The following is a 19,763-nucleotide window of genomic DNA, read 5'->3' on the forward strand; positions in this document are numbered from 1 at the left end:
TACGACGAAATATGACCAGCTACGCGCGGGCGAGGGTGAAGGAGGAGACGTCTGTTGCTCCGGCTTGACGCAACCGTTTGGCGGCATGTCTGACGGTCGCACCCGTTGTGTAAATGTCATCAATGATGACAAGCGGTTTTTCTAAAGGGAGAGACGTTCGCAAACGAAAGACGTTTTCCATTTGCAACCGTTCATGGCGTGATTTTTTTGATTGTTTTTCTAAGTGATCACGTTCTAAAATATCAAGAATAGGGAGAGACAACAACTCGGCCAGGGCTTTTGCTTGATTAAAACCTCGTTCATATAGACGTTCGCGGCTTAACGGAATCGGGACAAGGACGGACTCCGAGGAGAAATGATGAGAAAACACGCGGCACACATCGTGGCGAAACGCTTCGATGATCGCGTAATCGCCGCGGAATTTCCAACGGGAGATAACCTCTTTCATAACATCATCATACACATAGACAGAACGGTTTTTGGCCAGCACCCCCTTCCACTCATTATCATTTTGCCAACGTAAACAATCGTTACATACGTCACCATAGCGATAGGAATGATCTAAATGATCTAGCGGTCTGCCACAGTCGCTGCATATGTCACTATCAATAAGCGAAAACGACCTTCGGCATGTTGCACAAAGACAATCCCCCTTCTTTAACGTAAGCAAATCGCTCCAGCTAACACGCGGTTGGTAGCGATGATGACAGAGGAGACAATATGGTCTCATCCCCGCTTCAACATCCCCCTTTCCTCAGCTTCTTTGTTCATGCGTATAATTTGCCGCTTTGCTTTCAACATCTCCTTTGTTTTTCCGTAGTGAAAAAAACGAATATCTCCGCTTGGATATTGTGCGCTGCGCCCAACCCGCCCGGCAATTTGGACGAGCGCCCCTTCCGTAAAAATATCGTCTTCGGCTCCAAGCACAGCGACATCAATATTGGGAACCGTTACCCCTCTCTCTAAAATCGTCGTTGTCACAAGAATTGGAATGTTTCCTTTCCGAAACGCGTGGACTTTTTCTTTCCGCTCTCGGTCTTCTGCATGAACGCCTTCAATCCGATTATCAAGTTGTTTTAAAATGGCAACCACACGTTCTAACAGCTCAACATGGGGAACGAATAAAAACGCTTGCTTTCCTTCTTGGAGTCTTCGTTCGATCCACGCGGACACATTGCGGGGAAACAGCCCACGTTTTACTGCTTTTCGCCAATTGCCGCACCATTCAAACGAAGGAACAGGAAGAGGAAATCCGTGATAACGTGCGGGAATCGTGACAGCTTGTCGCTTTCCGAGCTTAATTTCTTGCTGCCACGCTTTATGAGGAGTTGCTGTGACATAGATGAGAGCAGATGTTTCTTTTCTCGCTTTCTCTACGGCATACTGCAACATCGGCTCAACAGAATACGGAAAGGCATCGACTTCATCAATGACCATCACATCAAACGCCTGGTAAAATCGCAACAATTGGTGCGTCGTCGCAACGGCAAGCGGAGATAACGTACCGCGCTCGTCGCTTCCGCCATATAACGCGATGACGGGAACAGCTGGAAAAGCTTGTTTTAGACGAGGGGCGAGCTCTAATACAACATCGGTGCGAGGCGTTGCGATACATACGCGCTTTCCAAGTTCGAGCGCCCGACTGATACCGGAAAATAACACCTCCGTCTTTCCAGCACCGCATACTGCCCAAATGAGCAGTTCCAGGTTTTTCTCTACAGCAGCAACAACCGCTTCGGCTGCTTGCTGTTGTCCTAGAGAAAGCTCTCCATTCCACGCTAGCGGCTTCTCATACATAGCGGGCTCAGAGTAAAAATGAGAGACGAGAAGCGGAGTGCATTCGCTCACACGTCCCATCATGATACATCGACGGCAGTACGTACAGATCGTTTCACAGCGCGCACAGAAAAATGAAGCAAATAAATGCGTGTTTTCATTGCCGCATCGCCTGCAACGCCAGCCTTGTTCCGTTTGAACGATCCCTTTTTCATACGATATATATCCATGTTCATAATGCGTTTGAATCACATCGAGAGGAAACGGAAGTTCATCAAGAAGCAGGTGCCTTCCTTCAAGGAAGGAAAGAAGCTTTGTTGAGACAGAAAATTGAGGATTTAGGGGAAGGGGGACAATGTGATCAATGCGGCTAATCGGCTTAGCCTCTCCACCATATTCTTTCGCCAACGATTCAGGAATGAGCTTTCCTTCTACTTCGATAAAACGCATCAAATTCCTCCTTTGTATCGTATGCGCCGCGATCATTTCCTGCGGCACATACTATTTTTCAGAAAGGCACGATGCAACACAATGCTGCTTACAGCTTATACCATGTCAGTCCTAACGCACCTTCTCCTAAATGAGTGCCAATAACCGGCCCGAAATAGCTAATCATCATATCCACGTGAGGATACAGGCTACTAAGCTCTTGTTTCCACTGTTCCGCTTCCTCTGGCCGGTTCGCATGAATAATCGCTGCTTTGAGCGGAACACCTGTCTTTGCGTCTTCGGCAAATAATTCTTCAATACGCTTAATAGCTTTTTTGCGCGTACGAATTTTTTCAAACGGAACGATGACCTTATTTTCAAAATGAAGAAGCGGTTTGACTTGAAGAAGGCTGCCGATGAACGCTTGCGCCCCGCTTAACCGGCCACCGCGCTGCAAGTGCGTTAAATCATCAACCATAAAATAGGCGCGTAGCGATGTTTTCATTTCGTCAAGGCGGGCAAGAATTTCTTCTGGTCTCTTTCCTTCCTTTGCCATCTTTGCTGCTTCGATGGCGTAAAATCCCTGCGCCATACAACTAATTTCTGAGTCATACGGATACACTTGAATGCCGCTGACCATGCTCCCAGCGGTTACCGCACCTTGATATGTACCGCTAATTCCACTAGAAAGATGAATACTAATAACAGCATCATACTCTTTCGCAAGCGATTCAAATAGTTCTACAAACGCCCCTATCGATGGTTGGGATGTTGTCGGTAGATGTTTATGTTGTTTCACTTCTTCAAAAAATTGCTCCGCACTTATATCGATTTCTTCCCGATATGTTTCATTGCCGAACGTTACGCTTAACGGAATCATATAGATGCTTAATGCTTCCCGAACATCTTTCGGGAGATATGCTGTACTATCTGTGACAACCGCTATTTTCATCATTAGATACCTTCCTCGTCCATAGTCTTTACGACTTATTTTAGCGAAAAATGAAACCAATTGCATTATAAAAGGTTGTCGAATCATTCGACAACCTTCATCATTTTTAACGCACTTCTACCCATCCATTTTTAATTGCAACAACAACCGCCTGCGTACGGTCACTCACATTTAACTTTTGTAATATATTACTTACATGATTTTTTACCGTCTTTTCACTAATAAACAGTGCCTCTCCAATGCCGCGGTTACTTTTTCCATCCGCCAGCAATTGCAACACTTCACACTCACGCCGCGTTAATAAATGGAGAGGCAAGCGAACTTCGCGTTTCGTTTCCTCTCTTTTGCTTCTTCCCGCTGCTAAACGGCGGTATTCTTTAATCAAATTATGAGTCACCTTCGGATGTAAGTATGAACCGCCTTCTGCAACCACTTTGATCGCCTCAATTAACGTATCTGCATCCATTTCTTTAAGCAAATACCCTGACGCTCCTGTCTGTAAAGCGCGCATAACATAATTTTCATCATCATGAATCGAAAGGACAACGACTTTTGTCTCAGGATACGATTCAATTATCTGTTTAGTAGCCTCTACCCCATTCATATGAGGCATATTAATATCCATGATGACAATATCAGGACGATGCTTTTCTACCAGCTCCAGCACTTCATTTCCATCTGTTCCTTCTGCAACAACTTCAAATCCTTCCTCAAACTGTAAAATTCGTTTCACTCCTTCACGAAATAGCTGGTGGTCATCAATAATAATGATACGTGTTTTCACTCCATAGCTCCTCCCTTTCTTTTTTCTCGTTGCCCTACACCTTGAACGGTATATGAATAAACACTGTCGTACCAATGCCAATTTGCGATTGAATTTTCATCTTTCCTTCCAACAATTCGACGCGCTCTTTCATTCCGATGAGTCCAAAGGCATTTTCCTTCTTTACAGTTATATCAAATCCTTTACCGTTATCTTTAATCATTAAAAAGAGCTGGTTATCTCTCATTTCGATTTTCACTTGAATTTCGGTTGCATCTGCATGCTTTAATGCGTTTTGTACCGATTCTTGAACAAGGCGAAACACAGCCACCTCAAATCGGTCAGGCAATCGCATTTCTTGTCCTATATGTATAAACGAAATTTTTGTCTCCTTATTATATTCTTCGACTGTCTGCAAGTATTTTCGAAGGGTAGGAATTAAACCTAAATCGTCAAGAGCCATTGGTCTTAAATCGTAAATAATTCGGCGTACTTCGTAAAGAGCCGAACGAACCATTTTTTTGAAATCACGGATTTCTTGAATAGCTTGTTCGGTACCACGTTCCCGCAAAATGCGTTCGATTAAATCTGATCGCATCATCACATGGGCAAGCATTTGAGCAGGACCGTCGTGAATTTCACGAGACAATCGCTTCCGCTCCTCTTCCTGCGCTTCAATAATTTTTAAGCCAAACTCTTGCTTTTGCTTTGCTCCCTCAATGAACTCTCCAACTTGACGAAAATCGCTATTCAAATAGTTCAGTACAACGGTAATTTGACCAACTAAATGTTCCGCCCGCTCGATTGTTTCTTTGAGTCCAGCCAAGCGACGTTCTAATTCATCGCGACGGATCCGCAACTGTCTCTCCTGCTCACGGATCATCGCCAATTTCATATGCAATTCATGTGCTTTTTCATATGTTTCACGAATTTCTTTCTCTGAATAACGCGTGAAATTGCGATTTACATCGGATAATATCTGGCGAGCAAGCCGAGCATGTATCTCTAATTTATCCGCTTCATGAATAATTTGATTAACTAATGTTTTCGTTTCCGTTAATTCATTCATCAATCGCTCATGTTCTTGACGCGATTGCTCGCCAATTTGAAAAATTTCGTCTTTGCTATGCTGAACAGTGTCAATCATTTTTTCGACAATTTTATCTAATTGTTTGGCATCCAGCTTTTTATGAGAAGACATACAAATCCTCCATACTGATTTGACCGTTCGTACAAACAGATAAATTTTTCTGATTTTTCCTTTCCTAATTTTACGTATCAATTTTTATTTGAAGGAAAAAAGTTGTCGATTTATAATAGAAAAAGCTGCGATTGTTTCTTTCGCCTACCCATTCCTGAACGGTGTACTTACTTTACACTTATTAGTATAACATGTTTTTAGGAGCTGACAGTAAAAAATTTGTTAATTTCCTATTTTGGGTCAAAGAGATGTTTCGCTGCAGTCACAGCATTTCCATGTTATAGCGAGGTGTTTTTATTTTGCTACAAAAATATTATACCGTGAAGGGATATGGAGAAAATGAAATGGTTATCGAAAAATCTCGCTTTATTTGTTATGTCAATCGCGCCACAACAGAAGAAGAAGCAATACAATTTATTCAGCATATAAAAAAAAAGCATTGGGATGCTACGCATAACTGTTCCGCTTATATCATCGGCGAACACGACCAAATTCAAAAAGCGAATGACGATGGAGAACCAAGTGGCACAGCTGGTGTTCCGATGCTCGAAGTATTGAAGAAAAAAGGCTTAAAAGATACCGTCGTTGTCGTCACTCGCTATTTCGGCGGTATTAAACTCGGAGCAGGTGGTCTTGTCCGTGCCTACGGCAAATCTGTATCAGAAGGATTGAAGGCAGCAGGCATCGTGGAACGCCGTCTCATGCGCATCATGCATGTCCAAATCGACTACACTTGGCTTGGCAAAGTCGAAAACGAACTGCGCTCATCCATTTACACGATCAAAACAATCCACTATCTCGAAAATGTCGAAATCGAAGTTTTTGTCGAAGAAACAGACAAATCGACATTCATCGACTGGATGACTGAACTAACAAATGGAAGGGCAGAGATGAGCGAAGGAGAGACGGTGTATTTAGAGATAGACATCACCTAATTTCTCAATAACTTAAAATAGAGGAGAGCTAATTATGGTAAATGAAAGAAAATATCGTAAAAAGCAGAAAAAGAAAAAAAAGAGAAGACGCATATTATTTTGGATTTTTGTTCCACTTTTATTATTGTTGCTCGGCTCTTTCGGTTATGCCTCGTTTTTAATGCATAAAGCCGAGTCAGTAATTAATAAATCTTATGAGGAATTTAGAGATACCAAAGCGAAACGACCAGACCCAAAAATGGACAATTTCTCGATTTTGTTCATCGGGATAGATGACAGTCATTCGCGAAATTTTAAAGGCGATACCCGATCAGATGCGCTACTTCTTGCTACATTTAATGCAAAAAACAAATCAGTAAAAATGGTAAGCATCCCGCGCGATTCCTATGTATATATTCCATGCGAAGGAAAGTATGATAAAATTACGCACGCCCATGCTTACGGAGGCGTAAAAGGTACTGTTGAAGCCGTTGAACATCTGTTCAACATAAAAGTTGATTACTACGTCAAAATGAATTTCTATGCATTTATGGATATCGTCGATGCATTAGGCGGTATTGAAGTAGAAGTTCCTTATGATCTTAAGGAAAAAGATTCTGAAGACCATCATAATGCTATCGTTTTGAAAAAAGGTCTTCAAACGTTGAATGGTGAAGAAGCTCTTGCACTCGCAAGAACGCGAAAAAAAGACAATGATATCGAACGCGGTAAACGTCAACAAGAAATTTTAAAAGCCATCCTTAAAAAGGCAAGTAATGTTGGTTCCATTACAAAATACGATGATGTATTAGAAGCAATTGGAAATAATATGAAAACAAACTTAACATTTGATGAAATAAAATCGCTGATCCGTTATGTTACAGCTGGTACAAAGCTAAACATTAAATCACTTCAACTCAAGGGAACGGATCAAAATGATGGAGTATATTACTACATGTTAGATGAACAGTCTGTGCAGGAAGTATCTCAAGAGTTACAACATCATTTGCAATCGTCCTCCGATTCGAGCGATAGCGGTACAAATACAGATGAAGAAAGTAGTGCTAATATCAATAACGAAGAAGAATAACTCTCTTTATATACCTGTATGAACTTCGAAGATAAAGGAGAAAATACAAAAGGTCATCTTGGGTTGCGCCAAGATGACCTTTTCCCTTTAGTTTTGTTTTCCATTGGCGTAACGAATAACACGAACAATTTTTAAAATCGGACGATAGTTCGTATCAACCAATCCGATTTTCTCAGCAATTAATTCCAGAGCAAGAATCACCATAGCCAAGATAATCATGGATACCCATACAGCAGCTTGAGATAAGATAATTGCTACTAATCCAAATAGAGCACTCATTCCATATATAATGAGCACGGTTTGCCGATGGCTATATCCCAATCGGAGCAAACAATGGTGTAAATGCGACTTGTCAGGAGCCGACAAAGGCTGCTTTTTCACGATACGCCGAATGATGGCAAAGAATGTGTCGGAAATCGGCACACCTAAAATCAATACAGGAACAACAAACGAAATGAATGTAACGTTTTTAAACCCTAAAAGTGCCAGCACAGAAATCATATATCCCAAAAATAAAGCACCTGTATCGCCCATAAAAATTTTAGCAGGATGGAAATTATATAATAAAAATCCTAATGTGCTGCCTAAAATAATAAATCCCATTGAAGAAACAAACCAATCACCCATAATTAAAGCCATTCCGGAAATAGTAATAAGTGCAATGGCAGACACTCCTGCTGCTAAACCATCTAACCCATCAATTAAATTAATTGCATTCGTAATCCCTACAATCCAAATAATGGAGATAGGGATACTTAATATCCCAAAGTGCAGTTGGCCTCCGAACGGCAAATTAATAAAGGTAACCTGAACTCCTGCAATGACAACAACAATAAAAGCGGCAACCAGCTGACCTAAAAATTTTATTTTTGCTGGCAGCTCATAAATATCGTCTAATATCCCCACTACAACAATGATAGCACTGCCGAGCAAAATATACAGTGAATCTTCGTTCCAAGGCCGCAAAATCAAATAACCAATAATAAAACTGGCGTATATCGCTAATCCACCTAAACGTGGCATAATTTTCTGATGTACTTTTCGTTGATTAGGCTTATCTGTTGCCCCTACAGCAAAAGCTAATTTTTTTACAAAAGGAGTAAAAAGAACCGATAAAGCAAAACATATGAACAAAGTAGCACATAAATATAGCATGGGAACCCCTCCCTTAAGTTCTAGGATAACCACTCGTCAGATATCTAAATCACAGCTGTTATTTCCAATTTTAAAAATTCTTTTCCGTCCTTTTTAGGGAAACATTGTTAAAGCCCACAGCGTCGATTATAACATATTAACTCTATCACATAAATAGCGAATTTTTCTCAAAACCTATCAATCTCATATATAATGATTCGAATTAAGGCTGCCCATTATGTACATTTTTGATTTTTTCATACCAAACAAGGTTGCCTATTGGGGAAAAGGCAACCTTTTATAATGAAATAAACGAAACAATATAAGAAGAGAAAATGAAGATATAAGAAACAATAAAAAGCCAACCGCTAAATTAACAATATCATAACCGAAATGAAAATATACACGTATCAAAGAGACAACCGCTGTTACGCTGGCAATGTATCCAATTAGCCTTAGCCATACTCCTTTTTTCTCCATTCTTAAGTGCAAACAGCATAAACCAATCCCCACTAAGGCAACAAACTGAAACAATGCACTAATAGTTATCCCCCACGCAATCGCAGCAGCTCCATATTTCTGAATAAATAACTTAATAATACAAATATTCACCCCAAAAACAGCTACAATGCCTGTCACAACTGGAGTTAGAGATTTTTCCATCGCATAAAAAAACCGTGTAACAAAAAGATTCGCCGCATGCGCAAACATCCCGATGACAAATATTTTTAGCATCATCGCTGTCATTTTAGTAGATTGAGAAGTGAATGAGCCGTATTCAAATATAACTTTCACGATTTCTTCAGCATAGAAATAAACAAAAATAGAAACAGGTACAATAAGAACGATTAAAGACTGCAAGCCTTTAAAAAAGATTTGCGAAATCCCATCATAATCCTTTTCTGCTGTTTTTTTCGCTAACAAAGGATAAATTACCGTTGTCACACCGGTCATTAAAATAGTCTGCGGCAATTGAACAAATTTGGAAGCATAGTTTAACGCTGCAACGTATCCATTTTCAAGCTGAGAAGCAAAAATACGCTGAACAAAAAAATAAAATTGTAATGTAGCTCCACCTAATAAAACGGGTAAAGCAATTTTTAACATTCGAAGAACATATTCCTTTTCAAGCACACCAAGTTGAAAACGAAAGCGAACATGTCCTGCCTTTCGCAAATAAACGATCAAGACAACTATCATGATTATTGAACTAATGATAGCGCCCCAACCATAAGCATAAACTCCACACAAAGGGTATAAAATAATGGCAATAAGAACAAAAAAACCGTTATTGGCTAGTGTTGCAAGGGCAGCGCTATAAAACTGGTTCTGTACATTTAGAATGCCAGAAAACCATGTGGAAAAAATCAACAAAATAATAGAGGGGGCCATAAGGGAAAATAACTGTGATGTTGTGGCTAACTGTGAACCCTTTAGTCCATAAAAAAATAAACCCACTACTTGTTTAGAAAAAATCATTAATAACATTGTTAATAACGAGGTGAAAATTAACAAATATGTAAACACAGTATTGTGGAATCTCTGTTTATGAATCTCATCGTTTATCTTGCTATAGACACTAATATAGGCAGTGGTAACAGCCCCGCCTAATACTAAATATAAAAAGTTTGGAATCGTATAAGCCAAAATCACACTGTCAGCTAATGAAGAAGTTCCAAACTGATAACCAACTACCGCTTCCCGAATAAATCCTAACAATCGAGACAATATATTAATAATGGTTACAACGCCAATTACTTGAAAAAGACGCTTCTTGTTCATGGCCCCACCTGCTATATCACTAGTTTCATGCCAACGCTGGTGACATCCTATCCTATCGTTCTGTTACACATGTTCATTAATAAACGTACGAAGAATGGAGATGATTTTATTTTTGCCACTTACAAACGGCACCGGCTCAAAATGATCAATTTTTTTTAATATATTCCCAAAATCTTCTCCATCATACCAAGCTAAAATATGCCCTGTTTTTTCAAATTGCTGCACAATTTCTAATTGATGGTCATCATTATGTTCACCGTATTTAGTAAGACGAGGAGCAGCAATCATTTTCTTTCCCATTTTTACCCCAGTTGTAATGGAACCCGTTCCTCCATGCGTAATAATGAACGCCGCTTCACGGTATAACCTTTCCATCTCTTCATAGCTTGTAAATGTAATCATTTTCATATACGGTGATTGGTAACGAGTATGTCCTTGTTGAACAATCACTTCGTCTTGAATATTACCATTGATAATCTGTCTTTCCACTTCTTTCAACAATCTCGTAAAAGGTAGCTCATGAGTTCCTAAAACAACTAAAATCAATAGATCGAACCTCCATAAACAGCTTTTGGATAATGCTTTTTCATCGATTCCCATTGAACAATAAATAAATCAGCAATCGGATAGACTAATTTTCCAGAAATTGTTGGGGTTGTCGTCTTTGCAAAACTTTCAATAAAAACGACTTTTTTTCGGAATAATTTCGCAATATAACACATCGGCACAGCTGTATGGGCACCTGTTGTCACAATGACATCTGGTCTTTCACGCAGAAAGTAATAAAAGGACATGATGACATTATAAGAAAACTTAAAAATATATCGAAAGGGATAATTTCGTGCTCCATACATAAGAAATGACATTTTGTATTGCTTGCTTAACTCTTTTGTAATAATTGATCTTTCTGTCACAATATGATAGTCATATTCTAAAAAGAGCGGCTTTAGCTGTAATAATTGGGTCAAATGCCCTCCTAGAGAGGCAATAAATAGCACTTTTTTTTTGTTTTTCTTTCTTTTACTACGCATAGTTCATCCCCTCCGGAGGTGAATAGAGCTGCACCACTTTCTCAATCAAGTATTGCTGATCGTTTTCTTGTGCCCGAATCTCACCTTTTTGTATTAATTGTTTTCCAACCTCAGCATCATTTATAACTCTCTTGATTCCCTCATACAACGATTGTACATTATGAGGCTCAATTAATATTCCTGCGCCGTCTCTCAATAAATACGATAATCCCCCAACATCACTACCTACGACAGGCGTGTGGCAAGACATCGCTTCTAAAGCAACAAGGCCAAATCCTTCAAGATGGGACGGTAAAACAAATACTTCAGCAGCGGACATCCACACAGCCACTTCTGATTGGTTCATCGCATCATATATAAAAACATCTTGTACATTGTTCTCTTCTATTTTCTGTAATAGCTCATGATAAAAAGAAGTATCTTTCTTTGCCCCAATTATATAGAGACACACATTTGGATTTTCTTTTTTCAGTTTAGAAAACGCCTCGATAAGCTCTATTAATCCTTTTTGTCTAATGACATTCCCGACATATAAAATAGGAATCATTTGCTCATTGATTCCGCACTGTTTTCTTGCTAATGCTTTTTCAATTGGTCGGAAAATATTTCGGTTCACTCCCATATTAATGACTGAAATATTTTCCTTTGGAACATCAAAATCTTCATGAATTTGTTCATAAAGCTTTTGCCCCACCGCAATGACATGATCCGCCTCGTGCAGAATTGTTTTTGTCCATTGGCGAATGCGTCTGCTCTTGTTGGCCATGCGGTCAATATCTCCTCCATGCGCTGTCACGATGAGTCTCACATTCCAAAGCTTTTTATATAAAAGCCCTAACATTCCTGTCGGGAAAACATAATGGGCGTGTACGACATCATACTTTCGACCTTTCACTAGTAAATGAACAAGCGTCTTTAATAGCCAATGTAAATATTTCATAATTACATTCAGCTTGTCCATACTTGGATTCGTTACAGCAATGACATCAACCTCTAGCCCCCGTTCCCGAAGAGCTTCTACTTGGTTTTTTACAAAAATGCCAAACGATTTTGCTTTTTCCGTCGGATACATGTTACTTAATACTAACACTTTTTTAGCGGACATTTCTCTCACCTATTATGCTTAACAGTTCAATTCCCTTTTTAGCTTCTTGATTCATGCGCTCTGCCACATGTTCCATATCTTTTTGAACTTCTGGCCAATGCGCCAGCATTTCCTCAACGATGTGTACAACTGCGTGTTCATTTCTCGCAAGCTGTTCAATGTCGATGTAGCGATGAAGTTGATCAATGGTTGATAAAAAATGACTCACTTTCGGATGATAGCCAATGCCAATCACCGGAGTCTTGGCAACAATCCCTAATATTAATGAGTGCAACCTTGTCCCAATAACAAGATCATGAGATGCACAAAGGGAAATGATTTCATCGGGATATAAATTCTTGTCAATGATGGTTACGCAATCCTTATGCACCATCAAAGAGGCAATGTCTTTTGTAACCTGTACATCTTGAGGATATTTCGTAGAAAAAAAGGTAATGCTGACTCCTTTTTCCTGAATGAGCTGATCTAAATTTTTTGCCATTCCTGAAATGTACTGTGAATATTTTTGTTCATTCGATGTAGGCCAATATTTAGCGCTGTAATAAGGCACAGCGGTTACCGCTACTTTTCGAATTGAATCGGAATGCGTTTTTCCGCTCGGAACCGTTAAAAATAATGCTGGATCTCCGATAACGTCGATGTCCTTTTTTATACCGAGCGACTGAAGCAATTGTTTAGAGCTTTCATCCCTTACCGAAATATGATGAGCCTTTTTTAATAATTGCTTAATAAAAAAGGCTCCTGTTCTTGTCTGGATCGGTCCTGCTCCTACTCCATAAATGATTACTTTACACCCGGCGTAATGCCCTAAAAGACCAAGGGTAGCATACAAAGGGGCATCCCGCTTATATAAATCCATAAGCAGCCCACCGCCACCGATAAGCAATACATCTAGTTTTCTGAGCATAAAATAACTCTCTTTTAATGTCTTAATAATAGAAAAAAGGAGACGTTTTTTTCTATAAAAAAGAGGAACAGCCTGAACCCCATATCTTTGCTCTGTATTTTCAGGATTATTGCTAAAAATCACAATATCTTCCTTAGGTATAGAAAGATCCTCTATTAACTGTTTTAAAATCCCTGTTAAAATTGCTTCATCTCCGTTGTTATTATGACCATAATTCCCAATAATGCCTATCTTCATAAAGAAACACCTTTTTATAAATGGTTGTCGAAAAATGTTGCTTTCCTCAACTTTTACATTATACTATTGTTTCTCTCAAGGTAAAAGCACTTTTATCCATTACATTATAGCAATTTTTTTACATAATGAAAAATGAAGGGATATTTGCCCTTTTGCTAGGGCGCCCTTCATTTTCCTTACTTATTGTAATATTGCACAATACCGTTATAAATCGATTCAGCAAAAATATTTTGATATTCATCAGAAGTTAACTTTTGAACGTCGCTTTTGTTAGTAATAAACCCAAGTTCCACAAGAACACTAGGTACGGTATTATAGCGAATGACATAAAAGTTATTATCTTTAACACCGCGATCTAACATATTGGCATTTTTTACTAATTGCTGTTGAATTTCTTTTGCTAATAAATAACTCTCATATCCATTTGGATTCGTCGATGTATCGTAGTACGTTTCCGAACCATTAGCCGATGCGCTAGCTGAGTTCACATGAATGCTAACAAATAGTTCTGCATAATTGTTCTTAGCAATCTGTACTCGTTCCTCCAAGGTTTTATATGTATCATTGGCCCGCGTCATAATAACTTTGGCGCCTGCTTTTTCTAATTTTTGCTGCAATTTCTTCGCAACAGATAAGACAATGTTTTTCTCATACGCTCCGTTACCGATAGCACCAGAATCTGTTCCGCCGTGGCCTGCATCGACAGTAATAATGCGGCCCTGCAACGGATTTCCGTTAACATTCTTTAATTTAAGATATGACTTATGTACGTACCCGTTGATTTTCCCATACGAGATTTTTGCCCAGTATCCGTTGATTTCATATACATTCACAACTGTCCCGTAATTGAGTTTCCCAACAATCGAAGCATTGGCATTTCCCGCTGAACGAACATTTAACGATTGAGCAGTGACCTTCCCTGTAGCGATAACTGAACTATTAACAGGAAGACGGAAATCTTCATTCATTGCCCTCGCTAAAAACGCAGAAAATTGATCTCTTGATATATATGATTCAGGCATAAATTTGTTTTGATTTCCATTCGAAATCCCATGATAATATAACTTAGAAATATATGGATAAGCCCAGTAGTTCGAACTAACATCAGTAAATGCAACCTTGCTTGCTGTTGAAGGAGGAGCAGGCAATTGAAATGCAATCGCAATAACTTTGCTCATCTGTGAACGCTTTAATGGATCATCTGGACGGAAAGTGCCGTCTTCGTATCCTTGAAATATTCCCTTTTCGACAGCGCGCTCAATCCATCCCGCCGCCCAATGATCAGAAGGAATATCTTTAAATCGTGCACGGGATATCGGCTGCTCTTTCTCTCCTAATGCTTTCATCAACATTTTTGCCGCTTGAGCCCGTGTAACACGCGCATTTGGGCGAAACTGTAGACCGTTGTTTACTGTATATCCTTGAATAATGGAACGTTGATATAAAAATTCGATTTCACTTTTCGCCCAATGATCAGTAGGCACATCAGAAAAAATCGTTCCATTAGATGAGGAAATGGTAAAAGTGGTAGAGGTTGATCCATCCGCAAAAGGTGGTGATTGGTTAAAATCTCGAATTTCTAACAAACCTTCATCAGAGGACGATAAAGATTGTTTTTCTTCCGCGTAAGCAGCAAGAGAAGATGGAAAAAGAAGAGTTAAAACAACAAGAAATGAACATAACAGTCGCAACAAGACCCTCTCCCTTCTATATTTCGTTACATCCAAAATTCAGACATTTAACTACATTTTTCCACAATCCACTATTTCATTCTATGAAACTATCTACAAAATCGCAACCCTTATTCGACAATTATTGAACCATTGAGCATTATCGTGTCGAAAAATACAATATAAAAAGGCTATCCTAGTGACTTAGGACAGCCCTTAAGAGTTTTTAGAAATGTACTCATATGTTCTCACCATCATTGCTGCAAACTGCGCACGGGTAAGAAATTCATTTGGACGAAAATATTCCTGTTTTGTAATAATGCCCTTACTAGCAAGCTGCTGAACGGCATAATAGGCAAAGTGGTCAGAATCCGAGAGATCTTTAAACGAATAAGGTGTTCCGCTAAAAGAATTCTCGCTAAGTTTTAAAGCTCTTGCTAACATCACCGCCATTTGGGCGCGGGTCACAAAGTTCTCCGGATAAAATTTACCGTTGTTATAACCTTTAATGATTTGTTGATCGTACGCTGAATAGATCGGCAAAGCTCCCCCTAATGTCAAAGGAGTATCGGTAAACGGAGAACGGATTTGTTGAAGCGGCCAATGAAACAATCGGTTCATCATCATTACCGCGTGCCGGCGCGTTAAATATTGATTGGGGCGAAATGTGTTATCAGCAAATCCGTTAATCAATTTTTGACTGTATGCCTGCTGAATTTCCCGATATGCCCAAAACGCTGTCGTAACATCGGAGAAAGAAGCAGGTGAGGTCGATGGGGGATTCATCCATCGTTCATCCGCCGCGACAATTTTCCCTGTTTCGTCTGCACAAACTACTGTCAACTTCTTCTCATTTCTCACCGATGAAATCGTAGATAATGCAATGGACAACCAATCACTGTCTATTTTTCTTTTCAAAATAAACTGATCCTCGATGAAAATGTATATGTCTTTTCCAATTAACCCATTTGATACACCGAGCAGCTGCGGTTGAGATGTATCAACCGGTTGATTGTCTTTAATGGTCAGCCAATCAATAGCTTCACTGAAAGGTAATTGAAGAGCCTTAGCAATTTGAACAACACCGTGACCAGAATATATATCATACCCTTTTTCTCGAATATCTAATGCTGACTGAAACAATCGTTTTCGAATTTGAATGACATCTAGTTCAGGATGAGCTGCTTTCAAAAGAGCAACAGCACTTGTCACAAATGGTGTTGCCATTGAAGTACCGCTCAAAGACTGATAGCTGTCGTTCAAGTACGTACTCATAATATTCGCTCCAGGAGCACTTAAATCAATTTTCCATCCATAGTCAGAATAAGGCATCATTTCATTATTTTCATTGATGGCAGCAACAGTAATGACTCCCGGATATGAAGCAGGATAGACATCCTTTAACAATGTGCCCCAATTGCCTGCGGCAGCAACTACTGCGACATGATGATGAAGGGCGTTTTGAATAGCACTCTCTAAAACGAGTGTTTTTCCTTTTCCTGCTAAGCTCAAATTAATGACATCCGCTCCAAACGTTACCCCATCATTTACTGCCTGTGCAATTTCAAAATCGCTGCCAGTGCCTTGACCGTCGAGTACTTTAAGAGGAATGACATCAACAGGGGCAAATCCGGTTACTCCTGCGATTCCTTCGCCATTGTTCGGACAAGCGGAAATAATGCCCGTCACATGAGTTCCGTGCCCATTTTCATCAATAGCGATCCCTTCCCCATCTACATAATCTTTGCCTAAACTATGGAGAACATTCCCACAAAAATCCTTATGTAAGGAGGCTCCCGTATCAACTACTGCAACTAATACATGGTTTACAGCTGTTATGTTCTTAATCACAGGAATTTGTGTCCATCCGTCTGCTTTAATAACAACTTGCAGTTTTTTGTATACCTTATTTTTGGGAATCAGCACATCTAATTTTGGCAAATATCCTGTGTTCGCAGCTATCCTCTCTCCTTGTTCATCTACTATGTCTAATGTCCATGCTCCTTCAGCATGGTCCAATTCAACCGATAATCGAGACAGTTTCATGCCATCTTCTGATAAAATGAAAACGTTAGAGGCATGTAAAGGTTGTCCTTCATATGTCAATGTTTCATGATTAATGGCGATCTGCTTTCCATATAGGAGGTTTTGGTCGTGAAATTGATCCATTATTGAAGCTACATCAACTTTTTGAATTCCCCATTGTTGCGAAAAAAGAGGGTCATTAAAACGAATAAAGGAAGCTAGTCTTTTTTTATAATTCGGCTCCACTCTCGATACGATAGATGACTGTTTAATGGTTTCAATTTCATCTTTACTAAAAAGAGCTTTTACAACCCAGCCGTCTGCCTGGTCTTCCACTCTTTCTTGATCCTCCACTCTTCCGGTGTAATGTTTGATAAACTGTGAATAGTCCGCTTCGTCATCGAAATAAATTAACCATTCAGAAAGGGATTGCCCATGCGCATCGTTTGGATGAAAAAGAAAAAAACTAGCTAGTAAAACGAAAACAATAGGTTGCAATCGTTTCATTGTTTTTTCCCTCTTTTCTTTTACCGCTTTTAAACTCAGTATATCAAAAGTTGCTAATCTATTGATAAAAAAGAGCTGCCTTCTCATAAGAGAGGCAGCTAATAACAATCATTGTCGAACCTCGGTTGGTTCTTTTCTATTTTAACAAACAACCATCTCATCGTAACACAAGTAATTTTTAACATGTATCAATCTATTGTCGAAATGCCTGTTTAAAATTGTAAACTATTACGTTAAAATGTTATAAGTGCGTACATACAAAATTTAACTAATGGAGGAGCCGGACATGTTTCAAGTACGACTATGGCATGGGATACGTCAACCATATACAACCTTTACTCAATTACATGAGTCTGAAGATGTAACTGGATTTTTTGGACGAGTGATCATTCTTGCTGTTTTTAGCGCCTTCCTTTCTGGATTTGGTATATACATGGGACTAGATACTGAAATGTTTACAACCTTGATTGGGAAAGTATCTGATGATCGTATCGAAACGATGAAGCTCATTTTCGCTATAGGCTCTATCGGAAATGGAATAGCTGCACCTATGCTGTCCATGTACATCGCTTCGTTACTGATCTGGCTCGTATTAAGGGGAAAAGTAGAGTTTTATAAAATTATTACTATTGAACTCTATGTCATGTTTTTGGATATCATAGAAAAAGTGTTATTCCTTATATTTCGTTTGCTTACTGGTGCCAATGCCTATTCTTCTCCATTCGGACTTGGAGTAATCGCCCAACTTGCTTCTAATCATCCTTTCTTCATCCATTTTATGAATTCAATTACGATCTTTTTTGCTTGGAGTGCGGTCATTCAAATCATTGCGTTGCGGATTTGTTCCTCCCTATCGTCACGAATCGTTTCAGTGATCGTGCTAGCGGTTCATTTATTCATCAATCTTATTTCTTCGCTCATTTTCTTTATGATCCAGCAGTGAAGAAATCAACGCTCTCTGACAAACAAAGGAGGATGTCTCATGTATAAAAAATGGATTCTGTACAGCGTCATAGCGATTTGTATCGCATTGATCAGCATAAATACATACCTTTTATATACAAAAGAAGAACCATCACATCGAACGATGATTACGCGCTCGATTGTGCCAGCAAAAAAGAGTAATTTTCAATTATTTTTTCCTACTAAAGGAGTCGTCACAACTCCATATATCGAAAAAGTATTCATCCCTTCTGATCTTGAAACGATTGACAAAATCCTTGTAAGGAGCGGTCAAGAGGTACAAGCAGGAACTCCGTTGCTTGTACAGAAGAGCAATCAAATCAACGAACAAATAGAACAACTTGAACATGAGATGACCTACCTCCAACAACAACTGGAAGACATTGAACAATCTATCCAACATGTTGAAACAGACAATCAAATGGCCGAACAGCAAGAAGGAATTAACACGATGATATTGCAACAGCTACAGTCAGAAAAAAGGGCCATAGAAACGAAAATCAATAATGTATCCAATCAAAAAGTCTATTTAGAAAAACAAAAGGAAAAACAATTAATAAAAAGTCCTATTACCGGCATTGTAGAGAAAGTGGAACTTAAAGGGCAGCATCCTTTTATTTCTATCATCAGCCCTCCTTATCTCATTGAAGGTACACTGTCTGAAATGGATTTGACAAAAATAAAAGAAGGACAACAAGTAAAAATATCTCCATTTGGACAGCATGACCACAAATATATGGGTAATGTTATAGAAATTGGCAAAATACCTATTCATGCGCCATCCCTTGATAGTAAAGAAAGTCGCTATCCGTTTTATGTGCGTCTAGAAAATGATGAACAGTCACTTCCTTACGGTTCACATGTATCTCTTTCTGTCATTTTAAAAGAAAGCAAAAACGCATTATCCATTCCGAAAAAATCGATTGTTCAGAAAGAGAAGAAGCCGATCGTGTATACGATTTCCAAAGGCAAAGTAAAAAAACGCGAAGTAGAGCTTGGTCTTTCCAACGGATTACAACAAGAAGTCATCACTGGATTGCATGACCACGACTGGGTGATTAGTAATCCTCCTTCATCGATAAAGGAAAATATGCTTGTTGCCAAACCTTTAGAACTGAAAAAAATACAACGAGCCGATTTGCGTTATTTGTCGAAAAAAGAGATATTATCACTCATCATAGCGGGCTTTTTTAGGACCAATGTTCATCCAGCAGTAGAAAAAATAGCGGAAAAGTGATATGCTTGCCCTTGTAGTTCTTGTCCGATGCCGCTTGACA

The 19,763-nt window shown here is 39.2% G+C and carries 17 protein-coding genes; 4 read left to right on the top strand and 13 right to left on the bottom strand.

Annotation, left to right across the window (positions count from 1 at the left end; all coding sequences use genetic code 11):
- Positions 1-19: 19 nt before the first annotated feature.
- The 5 genes from ISX45_RS14260 to ISX45_RS14280 all read right to left on the bottom strand — a co-directional run bounded on the left by ISX45_RS14260 (position 20) and on the right by ISX45_RS14280 (position 5,121).
- Positions 20-730 (bottom strand): ComFC family protein, encoded by a 711-nt coding sequence (locus tag ISX45_RS14260; protein WP_194519279.1) that lies wholly within the window; start codon positions 728-730, stop codon positions 20-22.
- Positions 727-2,226: an ATP-dependent helicase ComFA gene (locus ISX45_RS14265; protein WP_194519280.1), complete on the bottom strand. Its 1,500-nt coding sequence runs from the start codon at positions 2,224-2,226 to the stop codon at positions 727-729. The genes ISX45_RS14260 and ISX45_RS14265 overlap by 4 nt, the downstream gene beginning before the upstream one ends.
- Before the next feature lie 88 nt (positions 2,227-2,314).
- A complete protein-coding gene (locus ISX45_RS14270) occupies positions 2,315-3,157 on the bottom strand; it encodes a DegV family protein (RefSeq protein WP_194520711.1) in 843 nt (280 codons plus the stop codon).
- Between the two features lie 106 nt (positions 3,158-3,263).
- On the bottom strand, positions 3,264-3,941 hold the full coding sequence (locus ISX45_RS14275) for a response regulator (protein ID WP_181555496.1): 678 nt from the start codon (positions 3,939-3,941) through the stop codon (positions 3,264-3,266).
- A 34-nt stretch (positions 3,942-3,975) separates the two neighbouring features.
- Positions 3,976-5,121, bottom strand: coding sequence for a sensor histidine kinase (locus tag ISX45_RS14280; RefSeq protein WP_181555495.1), 1,146 nt, complete (start codon positions 5,119-5,121; stop codon positions 3,976-3,978).
- Positions 5,122-5,420: 299 nt separating this feature from the next.
- Between ISX45_RS14280 and ISX45_RS14285 the strand changes: the two genes are divergently transcribed.
- Together ISX45_RS14285 and ISX45_RS14290 are read left to right on the top strand one after the other, a co-directional pair.
- The gene (locus ISX45_RS14285) at positions 5,421-6,056 is read left to right on the top strand and encodes a YigZ family protein (RefSeq protein ID WP_181555494.1); all 636 of its coding nucleotides are present in this window, start codon (positions 5,421-5,423) and stop codon (positions 6,054-6,056) included.
- A gap of 34 nt (positions 6,057-6,090) precedes the next feature.
- Positions 6,091-7,125, top strand: a complete 1,035-nt coding sequence (locus tag ISX45_RS14290) for an LCP family protein (RefSeq protein WP_181555493.1) — start codon at positions 6,091-6,093, stop codon at positions 7,123-7,125.
- Positions 7,126-7,212: 87 nt separating this feature from the next.
- Here ISX45_RS14290 and ISX45_RS14295 read toward each other — a convergent pair whose 3' ends face one another.
- The 8 genes from ISX45_RS14295 to ISX45_RS14330 form a co-directional block, all read right to left on the bottom strand.
- Positions 7,213-8,280, bottom strand: a complete 1,068-nt coding sequence (locus ISX45_RS14295) for a glycosyltransferase family 4 protein (protein ID WP_194519281.1) — start codon at positions 8,278-8,280, stop codon at positions 7,213-7,215.
- Positions 8,281-8,535: 255 nt separating this feature from the next.
- Positions 8,536-10,041 (bottom strand): murein biosynthesis integral membrane protein MurJ, encoded by a 1,506-nt coding sequence (gene murJ / locus ISX45_RS14300; RefSeq protein ID WP_194519282.1) that lies wholly within the window; start codon positions 10,039-10,041, stop codon positions 8,536-8,538.
- 63 nt (positions 10,042-10,104) lie between these two features.
- Positions 10,105-10,587: a PssE/Cps14G family polysaccharide biosynthesis glycosyltransferase gene (gene pssE / locus ISX45_RS14305; protein ID WP_181555490.1), complete on the bottom strand. Its 483-nt coding sequence runs from the start codon at positions 10,585-10,587 to the stop codon at positions 10,105-10,107.
- On the bottom strand, positions 10,584-11,072 hold the full coding sequence (gene pssD / locus ISX45_RS14310; protein WP_181555489.1) for a PssD/Cps14F family polysaccharide biosynthesis glycosyltransferase: 489 nt from the start codon (positions 11,070-11,072) through the stop codon (positions 10,584-10,586). The genes pssE and pssD overlap by 4 nt, the downstream gene beginning before the upstream one ends.
- Positions 11,065-12,177 (bottom strand): glycosyltransferase, encoded by a 1,113-nt coding sequence (locus ISX45_RS14315; protein WP_228485558.1) that lies wholly within the window; start codon positions 12,175-12,177, stop codon positions 11,065-11,067. The genes pssD and ISX45_RS14315 overlap by 8 nt, the downstream gene beginning before the upstream one ends.
- Complete coding sequence (locus ISX45_RS14320) at positions 12,167-13,321, bottom strand: polysaccharide pyruvyl transferase family protein (RefSeq protein WP_194519283.1); 1,155 nt, start codon at positions 13,319-13,321, stop codon at positions 12,167-12,169. The genes ISX45_RS14315 and ISX45_RS14320 overlap by 11 nt, the downstream gene beginning before the upstream one ends.
- A gap of 176 nt (positions 13,322-13,497) precedes the next feature.
- Positions 13,498-15,012, bottom strand: a complete 1,515-nt coding sequence (locus ISX45_RS14325; protein WP_194519284.1) for an N-acetylmuramoyl-L-alanine amidase — start codon at positions 15,010-15,012, stop codon at positions 13,498-13,500.
- A gap of 195 nt (positions 15,013-15,207) precedes the next feature.
- Positions 15,208-17,523, bottom strand: a complete 2,316-nt coding sequence (locus ISX45_RS14330; protein WP_194519285.1) for a S8 family peptidase — start codon at positions 17,521-17,523, stop codon at positions 15,208-15,210.
- 286 nt (positions 17,524-17,809) lie between these two features.
- On the opposite strand from ISX45_RS14330, the gene ISX45_RS14335 reads away from it, so the two are divergent.
- Both ISX45_RS14335 and ISX45_RS14340 read left to right on the top strand, forming a co-directional pair.
- A complete protein-coding gene (locus tag ISX45_RS14335) occupies positions 17,810-18,466 on the top strand; it encodes a YIP1 family protein (protein ID WP_194519286.1) in 657 nt (218 codons plus the stop codon).
- Between the two features lie 39 nt (positions 18,467-18,505).
- Entirely contained in the window at positions 18,506-19,723 is a 1,218-nt protein-coding gene (locus ISX45_RS14340) for an efflux RND transporter periplasmic adaptor subunit (RefSeq protein WP_194519287.1), read from the top strand.
- Positions 19,724-19,763 lie beyond the last annotated feature (40 nt).

The sequence above is a fragment of the Thermaerobacillus caldiproteolyticus genome (genome assembly GCF_015326725.1).
GTDB lineage: Bacteria > Bacillota > Bacilli > Bacillales > Anoxybacillaceae > Thermaerobacillus > Thermaerobacillus caldiproteolyticus.